A 15,068-nucleotide genomic window follows, 5' to 3' on the forward strand; every position below is an offset into this window, starting at 1 on the left:
ACCCCCCAAAAGAGGCTTATATCTGGTGAGAACCGGAGACCCATATGCCTCGACTGACCAGCCTGACCGATGAAGCCAAACTGGCACTGGATACCCTCAAGGATCAGGCAACATCCCTCACCACACCCGTTATCAAACTGGGTGTGACAGGGCTTTCCCGATCCGGGAAGACCATTTTCATTACAGCTCTGCTGAACCATCTTATCAACGGTGGCCGCCTGCCTCTCTTCGAGCCGTTCAACTCCGGCCGTATCACCCGCGCCTATCTGGAACACCAGCCCGATGATCTGGTGCCACGCTTTAATTACGAAAGACATCTGGGACAACTGAACGGGGAAAGATTGTGGCCGCAATCCACTCACTCAATCAGTGAGATGCGGCTGACGATTGAATATGAGAGCGACAGTCTGAGATCCCGCCTTCTCGGTGGTGGGCGTCTTCATCTCGATATTGTCGATTACCCCGGCGAATGGCTGCTTGATCTGCCGCTGTTGTCGATGACCTATCGTGACTGGTGTCTGCAGGCCCATAAGCAGGCTCGCCACCCGGCCCGGCTGAAGCTCGCCGGGGATTGGCTCGAAGTTCTGGAAAAGACAGATCCCGCAACCCCCGCAGATGAAGTTGCAGGCGCCAGACTCGCACAGGTCTTTACTGACTATCTCAAAGCATGCAGGCACGACGCACACGCACTCTCCTACCTGCCTCCCGGGCGCTTTCTGATGCCCGGAGATCTAGCAGGCTCCCCTGCGTTGACATTCGCCCCTCTTGTCGTGTCAGAAGAGACGGACGCTCCGAACCGCCATTCCTTATGGGCTATGATGGAGCGACGGTTCGAAGCTTATAAGAACCATGTTGTCCGACCATTTTTCAGAGATCATTTCGCACGACTGGATCGGCAGATCGTCCTTGTTGACCTGCTCAGCGCACTGAATGCCGGACCCGACGCTGTCACTGATCTGGAACAGACATTACAGGATGTACTCCAGTGCTTCCGGCCGGGCCGCACCGCCTGGCTGAGCAAACTGCTGAGTAGACGCATAGATCGTATCCTGTTCGCTGCGACAAAGGCAGATCACCTGCATCAGGCAGATCATGACCGGTTAGCCGCCATTCTGAAGCACCTGGTTTCAAGAGTGATTGATCGTGCTGAAATCAAAGGTGCCGGTATTGATGTCACAGCGCTCGCATCCATTCGAGCAACACGTGAAGCAGAGATACAGACCGGCGATGAAGCGCCCCTGCCAGCAATTATCGGAACCCCTCAGGAAGGTGAACGCATAAACGAACAAACATTCGATGGAAATCAGGAAATCGCCATATTTCCCGGTGACTTACCCGACAATCCGGATTCAGTTTTCAAGCAAATTGATTCAGCATCTGAAGATGCTGAATCTGCGTCTGATCTCACTGGTTCCTTGCGATTTGTGCGCTTTAGACCGCCCTTACCAACCCAAGCATCGGTGCCATCTACTCATGGCAAGCAAAGCAGCCATCTCCCTCATATCCGGCTGGACAAAGCACTGCACTTTCTGATCGGAGATCAGTTCCAATGACGGCAAAAAGACAACCCGGTGCCTTCGACCCCAATGCAGATAACGTCATCTCCGCACCGAAAGAGGCGCCAGAACAGGAAGACATTTCGTCGCCCCATACGCCTGAGACATCGGGACAGCCAGCAAAGAGACGAACCGGCTGGCTGACCGTGTTGGGATCAGCCCTGTTTGGACTGCTTCTGATCTGGTTGACGGAAAGCATATGGACCACGCTCCAGGATGCTCTCAACGGAACAAGCTGGTTCGGCTGGGCTACACTTGCATGTCTCTCCCTCGCCTTGCTGTCCGTCCTGGGTCTCATCGCACGTGAAGCCTTCGCGCTTCGTCGGCTGGGCAAGGTTGAACAGTTCCGTTCCCGCTTCACAGACGACAAAACTCACAGAGACAGAAAGACCGCAGAACTCTTTACCAGCGAGCTGATTGCACATTTCAGGCACATTCCGGAAACAGCGCGGGATCGACACAGCCTCAAGACCTATATGAAAGATGTGATGGATGCCGACGATCTTCTGATCCTGACTGAACGCACTCTGATTGCTCCCATCGACGAGCGCGCCATCGCCGTCATTCGACGAAACGCTCTACGCGCTTCCGCGATCACCGCACTCAGCCCACGCGCAATCATCGACATCCTTGCCATCCTTTACCTGTCGGCCAGAACGGTCCGAGATATTTCAGAACTCTACGCAGGTCGCCCGGGCTTTATCGGCATGTGCCGGATCGCTCGCTCAGCTGTCACGCACCTTGCTGTAACGGGAACTCTGGCCGCCGGAGATACGCTGTTGCAGCAGCTTCTGGGTCATGGCCTTGCGTCCCGTCTGTCTGCACGTCTCGGGGAAGGTATTCTGAACGGCCTGATGACCGTACGGCTTGGACTGGCGGTCATGGCTGTTTGCCGTCCGGTCCCGTTTACAGAAGACAATCGCCCTCGCCTGAAGACAGTCGCCAATGGTCTCTTCGAGGGTGTAGTCACGAACTCTTCAGAGACACGAGAGCACGAGAGGGTTGGTTAATCTTCAGCGAATAGACTAAGGTTGCAAAAAATAACCGACTGGAGAGACCGGGATGGAGCACTCGAACACATCGAGACTGTCAGTTTTGCGTCATCTGTTGATGATCCTCGCCCTGACATCCCTGGGAGTTATTGACAGCCTGACCTCATCCGCCTGGGCTGAACCGAACAGCCGGTTTCTCTCCCGCCTGGACGGCACCTGGGAAGGCCGTGGCCATATGGCCTTCGGACCCCAGAATACATTTGATTTCAATTGCCGCATCCAGGGCGATCCGAAACGCCAGGGACAGCAGGTCAAACTGACTGCAAGTTGCTGGCGTGGCCTTCTGTCCACATCAATGAATGCCGAACTCAAATATAACCCCCGGACCAGACGATATGAAGGTCTTTTCAACGACGTGACCAAGGCCTGGAAAATCGATATCAACGGTCGCCGCAAAGGCAACCGGCTGTCACTGGATCTGAAACAAGGCAGAGGACGCGGAATACTAAGCGCTAAATTCACCAAGGATGACAAGCTTGACCTGAACGTATCGATCGTCCACCTCAAATCAAAGAGGAAGATTCCGGTCATTTCCGTCAATCTGAAAAAAACCAGCGACAAAACCGTCACCCGTCGATTGCGCTAGAACACGCTTAGTCACGATACCTCCCAATACGGCGTGCGCCAGTCATTGCAATAAGCCTCTGCATGCGAATATAGTCCTGCCACACATCTGACAGGGTTGCTCCATGTTCACCACCTTCTTCCTGGAACTCAAACAGGCTGGCTTGCCTGTTTCCCTGCGGGAATATCTCACCCTGCTTGAGGCTCTGGACAGGGATCTCGCCAATCGCCAGGTGGAGAATTTCTACTACCTCTCCCGTACGGCACTGGTAAAAGACGAGCGCCATCTGGACAAGTTTGACCGTATTTTCGGCAGCACTTTCAAAGGGCTAGAACTCTTGTCTGAAGATGTCACCACAGAAATTCCTGAAGAGTGGCTCAGGAAACTGGCTGAGAAATACCTGACAGAAGAAGAAAAGCAGCAGATCCAGTCACTGGGGGGCTGGGACAAGCTGATGGAGACACTCAAGGAGCGCCTCAAGGAGCAGAAAGACCGGCATCAGGGTGGCAACAAGTGGATCGGAACAGCGGGCACTTCTCCTTTCGGGGCTTATGGCTACAATCCCGAGGGCATTCGCATTGGTCAGGATGAAAGCCGCCATCGCCGGGCCGTGAAAGTCTGGGACAAACGGGAATTCAAGGATCTCGATGATACGGTTGAACTTGGAACCCGTAACATCAAGGTTGCTCTCAGACGCCTTCGCCAGTTTGCCCGAACTGGAGCGGCAGATGAGCTTGATCTTGGCAACACAATCCGCAGCACCGCAGAGCGCGGCTATCTCGACATCCAGATGCGCCCGGAACGCCGCAACGCCATTAAGGTTCTGATCTTCTTTGATATCGGCGGTTCAATGGATGATCATATCCGGGTGTGTGAGGAGCTGTTCTCTGCTGCCAGAACAGAATTCAAGACGCTTGAATATTTCTACTTCCACAACTGCCTCTACGAATATGTCTGGAAGGACAACAAGCGCCGCTATACGGAACGGATCCCGACCTGGGACGTGCTGCACACCTACCCTTCCGACTACAAGATCCTGTTCGTTGGTGATGCATCCATGTCACCTTACGAGATCGCCTATCCGGGTGGTTCTGTCGAACACTGGAATGAAGAAGCCGGCGCTGTCTGGCTGGACCGTCTGTTGCAGATCTATGATCGATCTGTCTGGCTTAATCCGACGCCGGAACAGCACTGGTCCTATACGCATTCCATCGGCATGATCCGCCAGATATTCTCGGACCGCATGTATCCACTTACGCTGGAAGGCCTGGACGAGGCCATGCGGGAGCTGAGCCGTTAAGACTTTATCGTCATCGCTATTGAGAACTGCTTAACCCTCTTTGTTTGCCTGACTTTAAGGGTCAATCACTACACTGCCAGCTATCTAACCGGGCGTGAGAACAGCCCCGATGACAGAGGTAGTGATGGCAATCTCGGACTTTCAGGACGCTTTAGCAAAGCGTACCGGCTACGCCGGATGGCGAGAAAGCCTTGCTCGTCAGGGAACTGGCACCCTCTCTGTTGACTGGATAACCTCCATCACATCTCTTATGGAGCTTGAAGCTGACTGGCTTGAAATTCAGTCAGACAGCGGCCATCCCATCTATTTTCAGTCATTCAGCTGGGCAAAAACCTGGTCCAACTATTTTGCTGATGGTCCTGATGCTCCGTACCAACTGGCTATTGCGACCATACGGGACGATCACGAACTGGTCGGGATTCTTCCACTTGCACTGAAGAAAAGCTCTCTTGGGAACATTCTGGTCGGTCTCGGCGAGCCTATTGCCCAGTATGATGACATCCTCGTCCGCCATGGCTGGAATCCGCACGTGGTTCTTGATGCCTTCTGGCGATCATTGAAGCAAAGGGTGGATATTGATGGCCTGATGCTGCGTCGCATTCGCCAAACATCACCACTCTATACATATCGCTATCTGCAGCCATGGGCCGCAGAAAGGACCGAAGTCCCAATCCTGGATTTGAATGGCTACATCTCATCCGGAGCTGATTTCCTGGCAGAGGCATCTTCCGGCCTCAGGAAAGAAGTGCGACGCAAGGAAAAGAAGCTGGCCGAACTGGGTACGATCAAACAGAGCTTTTTCAGAGGCGGTCCTGAGGCTCAGCTTCTGACCCGCAAGGCACTCAGCTGGAAACAGGACTGGTTGCTGGCTAACAACATGACCAGCCGGATGTTCATGGATCAGAATGCGCTCAACATGCTGATTGAGTATACCGGCCGTACAAACAGCAACACACTGGTAAGCGCGCTCTACAAAGACGACACACCCATCGCAATCGAGCTCTCCTTTGCCTGCAACAAGCATCTTGGAAGCTTTCTCGGAGCCTATGATCCTGCCTTCAGCACCAATGGGGCGGGCCTTGTTCAAATGCAGAGAACAATCCAGTGGTCGATTGAAAACAGCTTCAGTCTGTATGATCTGTTACCGCCTGATGCCAGTTACAAACGCCGGGTCTCGAACCAGACTGTTGATATTGTGGATTTTGCCTGCCCTCTTTCTGAAAGAGGCTGGTTGACCTTTTACTGGTGGAACCGCCTTCTGAAACCGCGTCTGAAGCAGACTTTCTACCGCCTGCCGGAAAGCTGGCGATATCGTCTGGTCAATGCGCTCAACGCCGGATAGCTCAATTGTTACCGTGATTTCGCCTTTTTTGAGTTTTCGAACTAGCCAGCGTCCACACCACCGGATTATGGTGTAGGTGGTATATCTGACCGGGGTTCGCACACACGCATGCAATCTTCCAACGAACGTGAGCTGGTAAGCGGCGCATTGCCGGAAATCCTTCCGAGGCTATGGCGCTTCGCAATGGTGTTGTCCGGTCGTAGAGATGTTGCCGACGATCTGGTGCAGGCCACCTGCGTGCGTGCACTTGAACGCGCACATCAGTTTCAGCCAGGCACGCGGATAGATCGCTGGACTTTCACGATTCTGTCATCCATTTGGAAAAATCAGCTCAGATCCGAGAAGATCCGCCAGGGCCAGGGGTTCGTAGACCCTGAAGACGTTCTTGTTGAAGATGGAAATCGGAAGATCGAGGCGAATATTTTCCTCCAACAGGTGTTGAAGGAAGTACAGGCTTTGCCGGAAGCTCAACGCGTAACAGTCCTTCTCGTATATGTTGAAGGATTGAGTTACCGCGAGGCCTCGGAAGTGCTTGATATTCCAATCGGGACCGTTATGAGTCGTCTCTCTTCAGCCAGAGCTTCCCTGGGAAAGCTGGCAAAGGATACGCCCAGCGCGTCCGGCAGAACAAGGAAAGGGTCGTAAATGCCGTCTGAGGAACGGATGATCACGGACGAAATGATCGTCGCCGTTTTGGACGGGGAGGCGGACGAGAATCTGCGTCAGGCTGTTGAAGATGCAGTCGATGCCGATCCGAACGTCGCAGCCCGGGTTGATCTGCTGGCAGCGGGTGAGCGGCCATTTGCAGAAGCGTACGACCTTGTCCTGGAGCAGACAGATCAGACTCATCTGGCGCAACTCCTGAAAACTGCAGAAGAGAGTATCAGTAAACCTGCGCTGACGGTTGAGAATACAGGAACTGTTATCCCATGGCGTCGCCTGTCAGCTCTGGCCGCTGTACTGGTACTGGGTGTTGGCCTGGGCTTCGGCAGTTCACACCTGTCTACCCAGACGCAGCAGACGCAGATCGGCTGGCGACAGGCCGTTGCTGACTATCAGGCACTCTACACAAAAGACACTCTGGATCTCGCACGGCAAACCACAGAGCAGCAGACAAAAATTCTCGCCACAGTCTCAGAGAGACTGGGTCGACCGCTCACCCTTGAAGGTGTCAATCTTGACGGATTGAGCTATAGGCGCGCCCAGATCCTGAATTTCAAGGGGAAGGCTCTGGCCCAGCTTGCCTATCTGTCAGGTGAAGACGCGCCAATCGCGTTTTGCATTGTTGCGTCCGACAAGGGTGCAAAGCCGATGGCGACGGAAACACGCAACGGCCTCAATATCGCCTTCTGGAACGATGGCTCGCATGCCTACATGATCATTGGTGATCTGGATGAAGAGAGCCTGAAAAAACACGCTGCGGCCCTGCAAGCCGGCCTGACATCGTAAGATTAAAGCGCGTTGTACATAAGCGGGAAACGGTTCAGCGACAAACAACTCGTTTCAGTGAAATGTGTAAGGCGTGTTGCATGAGTTCCATTCAGCGCAACACGCTCTGATCTCGTCGTAACGGACATTGTCTTCAGCAGTTATCGGGAAGCAGAAGCCGCGGACCTGCTAAACAAGGCAAAAATCACCCATAACTGACTCAATGGCCTGTCATTTAAAGAAATAAGTCAAATGGCACTTTCTGATGTGTGCTGATCGGAAGGTCACAACACAGATGGTCAACGGTGAAATTCAGATACAACGCGTATTCTCGTTATTAGACAACGAAGGCAAATACCCTTCGAAAAATTGCTACGAACATATAGCTTTTATCAGCTGACTCTCCGTTGTGAGCCAATCTTCCTGAAGTATTGCCTTCTCTGCGTGGCTCGCTCTTGAATCAAGATTATCCAAACCATTTAAGATCTGAAACCCTTTGTCGAAATGAACTGCTATCACGGGATGCGAATGTCTACCTGCATCTACCTTCACCGTAAAACACTTATCATCAAGCCAATAGGCAAACGGACGCTCCCAGCAATAGACTGCGACTTTCTGTAAGCATCCAACAACGACTGACTGTTGATCACCGCCCGAACCCCAAACAATCATTCCCATATCGTTCAACATTGTCGCTTCAACGATATTGAAGGCGATCACAAATCGTGTGCTTGAAGCATTGAAGCACGTTTCATCACGGGCCCAGGGGTGACGGTCATGCGGGGCTATTGATTGGATGTCTAAATCATCTGGAATTCTATCTATATACTGCACGCATAACCCTATAAATTGATAGTTCTAGTGAACATTACTTCGCGACAACATCCAAATTTTCAATTATCTTTGCTAATCATATCGAAGTCTATGAAATCTCGCTTCTCTTTTGAGAACTAATTGAACCCACTCTGCTGACGGACATTCGTAATCCCTGCCTGATCATTGCGAAGAACATTAAAGCACCAGAACTTTAACCTGAATTGGCGGCGGTGTTTTAAGAACTTGCTCCTACGCGAGCTTTTATCCAAAAAGAAACCCTGCTTCCCGCGCTAGGCTATAGCGAGGAAACAGGGTTTCAATAATTCTGCACAAAATCTGTCAGGCCTGGCGTTCCGGAATCTCGAAGACCGCGCCATCAAGCTCATCCGTGATCTTGACCTGGCATGACAGACGGCTGGTCGGCCGGATGTCATAGGCAAAGTCCAGCATATCCTCTTCCATCGGATCAACGTCGCCAGCCTGATCTTTCCACTGCTCGCCAACATAGACATGACATGTCGCACAGGCGCAGGCACCACCACATTCGGCTTCAATACCCGGAACTGCATTCTTGATGGCATTTTCCATCACAGTGGTGCCATTGGCCGCTTCTACCGTGAAGGTCTTTCCGTCATGTGTCTGAAAGGTGATCGTTGCCATTCCAATTCCCTACCTGTCCGAATATGCCGCTTCGGCTCTCATGATTATTCAATTTGCCATATAAGGGATTTCTCGCTTTCAGACCAGCGTGTTTTTACAGCTTGGCTCGAAAGCTCCGAACCGCATCAAGCGTTTCCTTAATCAGAAAAGAAAATCGCGCCTGATTCAGGTCTGAATGGACTGCGTCATCCGAACAGTGAGGCGCCAGGAAATCTGCAAGCGCAAGGCACCCCACCCCAAGGCTGGCCCCTTTCAGGGTATGAGCTGCAGCCCTGAATCCGTCCGGCTGATCGCGGATTATGGGACATAAGGCCTCTATCTGTTCCTCATAAAGACCCAGAACAGTCTTCATGACGTCTTCGTCTCCAAAAGTCTGTTTCTCCAGTGTCTGGAGGTTAAAAATGCCATGTTCAGACACACATCTGACCTTTCCAACGATAAAAAGACGCCCCAGCATGCAGATTCCAGCACAATGTGGAAAAGACTCGGAATACGTGCAAGCGTCGATGACGGCAGAGACACCCTAGGAATTTATGGTTAACGCCCGACTACCTGATCTTAACATTAATGAAACGTCACTTTTCTGCGATTTTTCGGTTCCTTTTCTGCACTATTCCCAGTACGATAGCCTCGCGGCGAGAACTTTGTGTATATACGTTTGGTTGCATTTCTCTTGAGCGCATCTAGGGGGACACTTGCGTATCATCGATATATCGCGGTCGTAGAAGCCTGCTGCGTAATGTGGCAGACTAGGGTGTTTTGAGTATCGATCCGAGGCGACATTCATGGCGAAGAATACAACACCAAAGCAGGATCCGGCGGAAGCAGCGCTGTCTGCGGTAGAAGAAGCATTGAAGCTGGATTTCGGTGCAGAAGACAAGGACGCTTCATCAGAAGCAGCCCCTCCGGCTGACAAGAAGGCGTCAAAACGGGCAGCTGGCAAGGACGCGAAGGCAGCCGATGCCAAAGCGGCACGCCCTGGCATCAAGCGGCCTGCCAATGCCGCTAATGATGATCGGCGCTCCGTTGGCAATCTTGTCTATTCACTTCAAAGGCGCCCGTCCACGGCACCGCTCTGGATCGCATTCCTCCTGTCTGTCCTCTGGATAGCCGGTGGTGCCTATGTGACCATGACATCCTTCGGAGATACGCTGAAATCACTGACAACTGTGGGCGATCTCGCAGGCAGACCGGGGCTCCTTGGCGCTGTAATCGCCACGACATTGCCGGTTTTCTTCTTCTGGGTCATGGCCGCCATGATCAGACGTGCTCAGGAAATGCGCATTGTTGCCCGCTCCATGACGGAAGTCGCCATCCGTCTTGCTGAGCCGGAAGGAGTCGCAAAAGAAGCTGTTGTCAGCGTTGGACAGGCCATTCGCCGTGAAGTGGCTGCCATGGGTGACGGGATTGAGCGCGCTCTTGCCCGGACCAATGAACTTGAAGTCATGGTCCACAATGAAGTCGCCTCTCTTGAACGCTCCTACAATGACAACGAATTGCGCATCCGTGCACTGATTGAAGAATTGGTCAACCAGCGCGAAGCGATCGTCAACAATTCAGAACGGGTGAGCGCGGCCATCAGTGGCGCACATTCCGGTTTCCAGGACGAATTGCTCTCCGCAAGCAGCAAAATCGTTCAGGACATCACCGATGCAGGCGGAATAATCTCATCCGGCCTCAGCGAACGCGGTGAACACATCACAGTTGCTCTTGCCAATGCCGGTGAGACAATGATTTCCATGCTGTCTGATCGCGGCACTGATCTTGTGGATCGTTTGTCCAATACAAGTCAGGATGTGACCAGCGCTTTGCAGAAAACGGGCGCTGAAGTCGCAGGCTCCCTGCAATCCGCCAGCACTGACGTGTCCAACGCCCTTCAGTCAACCGGAACAGATGTGACCAACATGCTGGCCACCACCGGAACGGAAGTGGCCAAAACCATTTCCGATCGTGGTGACGAGGTCAATAATATCCTCTCCTATGTGGGCAGTGAAATTACGTCCAACATTGCCGCACGCGGTGATGAGGTGAATGAGAAACTCACAGCCGTCAGCAACCAGATGGAAGAGACCATCACGTCTCAGGGCCGTGACATCACAGATTCACTCAATCGCGCAAGCACAGAGCTGACAGCGTCCCTCACGCTCGCCAGCACCGAGCTCAACGCCACGGTTGAAGAGAAGCTGGGCAATGCCACACAGACCCTCACAGACACCGGGCAACGCGTTGTCGAGACGATCTCGACCCAGGTTGCAGACGTCAACTCCTCACTTCAGGCCACAGGCGAAGCTCTGCTTGTTGATCTCTCCCTGCGCGGCAACCAGCTGACCGACAAGCTTGATGAATCCGCAGGTCGGATTTCTGAAACAATCAGCACCAAAGGTGGTGAACTGGCGTCTCGTCTGGACACAACCAGTGAGCGGATTGACAATGCTGTCTCTGTTCGCGGTGCGGAACTGGCAGATCGTTTGACTGCCGCCGGAGAGGCAATTGCCTCCACGTTTGACACGCGGACCAACGATCTCGAGCTGCGCATCAACGACGCGACACAGCGCGTCAGCGACGCGTTTGGCAGCCATAGTGCCGATGTAACGGACCGTCTTGCAACGGTTGGCGCAGAAGTCGCCAAGGCCATTGCAACGCGTGGCAACCGCATTTCCGAAAGCATTCTGGAAACCAGCGAGCGGTTCTCGGCCAAACTGGCTGATGGCACCGATGCCCTGCAGGGTATCTTCGACGAACGCGGTTCCGCCATCCGTGATCTTCTGGATCAGCGTGTCAGCTCGTTTGATGACATCGTGACCATCAAGGGCCACAATCTTGTCGACTCTCTTGGCGGACGTATCGACGACCTGTCCATCAGTCTCGACAAGCATTCCGAAACGCTGACCAGCGCAATGGAAAGCCGTATCGGCAAACTGGACCAGACCCTGGATGACAAGACGAAAGCCCTGTCCAGCCTTCTTGAAGACAGGTCTGAGGCCATTGAAATCAGCTTCAATGACACATTGAGCAAGTTCAGCTCGTCCATCGACACCCACGCAACCGGCGTTGCCGATACCCTGTCTGATCGCCTGACTGGATTTGAGACATCGATCTCCACCCGTCTCACCACCTTTGAAGACAAGGTTGGTGGTCGTCTTGAAACGGCTGCAACAGCGTTTACCAGCAAGGCCGATTCCCTGGCCGATACGCTGGATGAGCGCACGGGACGTATCAACGATACGCTTGACGCACGGTCCCGGCAGATCAACGAGACCCTGCTTGATCGGACAAAAGAGATCGCGCAGGCCTTCGCACAGGGTCAGACGGAAATTTCAACAGCGCTTGACGGACGCCTGTCTGAAGTTGGGGACGTTCTGTCCCGCCAGGCCAATACGCTCACAGAAACCCTGTCTGACCGTGTGGCAGAGATCAACGTATCTCTCGGCTCCAAGGTCTTCGAAGTTGCGGAGACCCTCGATAGCCGTGCCACTGATCTGGAACGCGTCCTGAATGAACGCCTGCACAGCATTTCAACCGCATTTGCGACAGAAAGCGAAAAGGCCCGCGAGACACTGGCGACATCTGTCGACCTTGCAAACGACACCTTGCAGGTCCGCACCCGCGAGATCAATTCCGTTCTCGGCACGCGCAGTGCAGAGCTCGCAGCCCTTCTCGACAACCAGGGCAACACACTCGTGGCAACTCTGGAAACCCGCGGCGCGGATCTGTCCGGCAAGTTCCAGGAAGCTGGCGACGCAATCGTTCTGGCCCTCTCCACCAAAGGCGGGGAAATTGCCGAGACTGTTGCACGTCAGGGCCTTCAGGCAACCCGTTCGATTACAGAGAGCGGCGAAGCCCTGATTGGCGCGCTGACCGAGCAGAGCTCGGGTGCTGTTGAGGCCATGAGCAAGTCCAGCGCTGAGCTGGCTGAAACTCTCGACAGCAGAAGCCAGGCAGCCGTGACGGCTATGATACAGTCCAGCGCCGAGCTGTCGGAGACGCTCGCCACCCAGAGCCAGGCAACGGTTGATGCACTTACACGTACCGGTTCTGATATTGTCACAGCCTTTGACGGTCAGAGCCAGCAGACGCTGGAAGCAATGGCCGCAACGGGTAAGGATGTTGTTGCAACCCTTGACGAGAGAAGCCGTGACACGATTGCCTCCCTCACGGAGACCGGCGATAAGGTTGTGGCAAGCCTCGATGCCAACAGCAAGGAAATGGCCGAACTGCTGACCCAGGCTGGCGATGGAATGGTCAACGCCTTTGCAGCACGCAGCCAGGACGCGGTGGATGCTATCACCCGCACCAGCGGCGAGGTTGCTGCAACATTCGGCACCCGCAGCCGTGAGGCCGTCGAGGCTATTACCCAAACCAGCGACCATCTCGTCAATGTTCTGAGCACCCAGAGTGACAAGGCTGCCGAGGCCATGACCCAGTCCGGGACCATGCTGGCCTCGACCTTCAGCGAACAGACCCGTATGGCTGTCGAGACGCTGAATACAGCCAATGATCGCCTGACAACAACCATCGAAGAAAGCAGCCGAGAAGCTGTCAGCAGCCTCAGCGAATCCGGTGAGAAACTGCAGACAGAAGTCAGCTCCCTGCTTGGTGGTCTGGACAATGCCAATGTCATGCTGCGCAAGGTGCTTGATGATGCCGGTGCAAATCTGACTGAAGTCGAAACCACCCTGAGCCAGCGCGCCGGAGACTTCCGTACCGTCGTTGACCAGGCGGTTACTGACACGACACAGTCCAGCCACGTCATCTCCGATCAGGTGTCCATTCTGCGTGATGTTTCAACGTCGGTCCTTGCTGACGTCCAGTCTCTTGCCGAGAAATTTGACGAGCAGGCCCGCTCCCTTTCTGATGCTGCAAGCTCACTCGACAAGACCAACAAGACCATGGAAGACACTGTCGATGAGCGCCGCGCATCACTCGAGGCCCTGACCGACAGCCTGCTGCGCAAAACCCAGGACGTTGATCAGACAATGCGGTCCTTCATGACCCTCATCAACGAGACACTGGAAGCTGCAGAAATCCGTGCGAAGGATGTTGGTTCATCCCTCAGCCACAGTGCTGAGACAGCCGCCGCGACCATCGTCGACCGGCTTAACGCACTACGCATTACTGCTGATGAAGAAGGCCGACGTGCGTCCGATACCATGCAGACGGTTCAGTCCAAGGTGACAGAAGATCTGGCAGCAACGATTGGTGATGTCAGCTCACGCTTTGAAGCAACGGCTCAGGAACTGCGCCGCACCACCATGGATATGCGCACAGAGCTTGAAAGCACACGTGCTGATCTGAAGCGGGGTATCCTTGACCTCCCAGAGGAAACCAAGGAAGCCACAGCATCTATGCGTAAGGCGGTTCAGGATCAGATCAAGGCCCTGAACGAGCTGTCCTCTCTCGTGACAAAACACGGTGGTGGACTGGATCTGGCCAGCGCCCGCCGCGCCCAGACGCAGGTACAGGCCCCGGCTCAGCCGGCTCCTGCTGCGGAACCGGCTCCAGCCTATGTGCGGCAGGAACCAGCCCCTGCCTCGGCACCGGAGGTTCCGGCAGCCCGGGATACCGGACTGGACTTTACACTGCGCACCAGAGCTCAGGAGCCCCAGATTGAGGAAGAAGAGCGGGCACAGCCTCGCGGATGGGTAACCGACCTGCTTCGTCGGGCCTCCCGTGATGAAGAGGATCATGTCCCGGCACAGGAGCCTGTCTACCAGAGCGCCCAGCCAGCACGGGCACCTCAGCAGGCTGCACCAAGAGAAGATGAGCGCTCGCCGCTGCACATGGTGGAATCGCTCAACTCCCTGTCTGTCGATATCGCCCGTGCCATTGACCACGATGCCTTTATCGACCTGTGGAACCGGTACCGTCGTGGCGATCGTGATGTCTTCACCCGTCGTCTGTACACACTGCAGGGTCAGCAGACATTTGACGGCATCCGCCGCAAATATGCTCAGGACAATGAGTTCAAGCTGGCCGTGGATCGCTATATCGAAGATTTCGAGCGGCTGCTCGGAGAGGTTTCCCAGAACGATCGGGATAATATGCTCTCCCAGACCTATCTCACCTCCGATACAGGCAAGGTTTATACCATGCTGGCCCATGCCAGCGGGCGCCTAGGATAGGACGCTTAGCACCTGCAAAACACAAACCCCGGATCATTTAATGATCCGGGGTTTTCTTATGCCTTCAGCAGACCGCAGACAGCCCTGACCGATGACGACATCAGAAGAAGAGAGATGAATAGAGAAGACTGAAACGGCACCCGTACGCACGTTTCGGGAAACTGCTTTAAAGTACCAAACCTTAATGTTGAATCGGCGGCAGTACTTTAAGAGTCTGTTGTTGCACG

At 54.1% G+C, this 15,068-nt stretch carries 11 protein-coding genes; 8 read left to right on the forward strand and 3 right to left on the reverse strand.

Features of this window, described 5'->3' with window-relative positions; all coding sequences use genetic code 11:
* Positions 1-44: 44 nt before the first annotated feature.
* From RA157_RS02265 to RA157_RS02295, 7 genes are all read left to right on the forward strand, one after another.
* The gene (locus RA157_RS02265; protein WP_350334861.1) at positions 45-1,553 is read left to right on the forward strand and encodes a YcjX family GTP-binding protein; all 1,509 of its coding nucleotides are present in this window, start codon (positions 45-47) and stop codon (positions 1,551-1,553) included.
* The gene (locus RA157_RS02270; RefSeq protein WP_350334862.1) at positions 1,550-2,566 is read left to right on the forward strand and encodes a YcjF family protein; all 1,017 of its coding nucleotides are present in this window, start codon (positions 1,550-1,552) and stop codon (positions 2,564-2,566) included. Before RA157_RS02265 ends, RA157_RS02270 begins: the two co-directional genes overlap by 4 nt.
* 52 nt (positions 2,567-2,618) lie before the next feature.
* Positions 2,619-3,194 carry a hypothetical protein gene (locus tag RA157_RS02275; RefSeq protein ID WP_350334863.1) on the forward strand — a complete coding sequence of 192 codons (576 nt, stop codon included), beginning with the start codon at positions 2,619-2,621 and terminating at the stop codon, positions 3,192-3,194.
* A 103-nt stretch (positions 3,195-3,297) separates the two neighbouring features.
* Complete coding sequence (locus RA157_RS02280; RefSeq protein ID WP_350334864.1) at positions 3,298-4,473, forward strand: vWA domain-containing protein; 1,176 nt, start codon at positions 3,298-3,300, stop codon at positions 4,471-4,473.
* 109 nt (positions 4,474-4,582) lie between these two features.
* Positions 4,583-5,815, forward strand: coding sequence for a GNAT family N-acetyltransferase (locus RA157_RS02285; protein WP_350334865.1), 1,233 nt, complete (start codon positions 4,583-4,585; stop codon positions 5,813-5,815).
* Positions 5,816-5,923: 108 nt separating this feature from the next.
* Entirely contained in the window at positions 5,924-6,460 is a 537-nt protein-coding gene (locus RA157_RS02290) for an RNA polymerase sigma factor (RefSeq protein WP_350334866.1), read from the forward strand.
* Between the two features lie 18 nt (positions 6,461-6,478).
* Entirely contained in the window at positions 6,479-7,264 is a 786-nt protein-coding gene (locus RA157_RS02295) for an anti-sigma factor (RefSeq protein ID WP_350334867.1), read from the forward strand.
* A gap of 351 nt (positions 7,265-7,615) precedes the next feature.
* On the opposite strand, the gene RA157_RS02300 is transcribed toward RA157_RS02295, so the two are convergent.
* The 3 genes from RA157_RS02300 to RA157_RS02310 all read right to left on the reverse strand — a co-directional run bounded on the left by RA157_RS02300 (position 7,616) and on the right by RA157_RS02310 (position 9,071).
* Positions 7,616-8,077 carry a hypothetical protein gene (locus tag RA157_RS02300; RefSeq protein WP_350334868.1) on the reverse strand — a complete coding sequence of 154 codons (462 nt, stop codon included), beginning with the start codon at positions 8,075-8,077 and terminating at the stop codon, positions 7,616-7,618.
* A 321-nt stretch (positions 8,078-8,398) separates the two neighbouring features.
* Complete coding sequence (locus RA157_RS02305) at positions 8,399-8,719, reverse strand: 2Fe-2S iron-sulfur cluster-binding protein (RefSeq protein ID WP_350334869.1); 321 nt, start codon at positions 8,717-8,719, stop codon at positions 8,399-8,401.
* Positions 8,720-8,813: 94 nt separating this feature from the next.
* Positions 8,814-9,071, reverse strand: coding sequence for a hypothetical protein (locus RA157_RS02310; RefSeq protein WP_350334870.1), 258 nt, complete (start codon positions 9,069-9,071; stop codon positions 8,814-8,816).
* 433 nt (positions 9,072-9,504) lie between these two features.
* Here RA157_RS02310 and RA157_RS02315 point away from each other — a divergent pair, with 433 nt between their 5' ends.
* Positions 9,505-14,841 (forward strand): apolipoprotein A-IV repeat region-like domain-containing protein, encoded by a 5,337-nt coding sequence (locus tag RA157_RS02315; protein ID WP_350334871.1) that lies wholly within the window; start codon positions 9,505-9,507, stop codon positions 14,839-14,841.
* Positions 14,842-15,068: the final 227 nt, after the last annotated feature.

The organism is Coralliovum pocilloporae (assembly GCF_030845175.1).
Lineage (GTDB): Bacteria > Pseudomonadota > Alphaproteobacteria > Rhizobiales > Cohaesibacteraceae > Coralliovum > Coralliovum pocilloporae.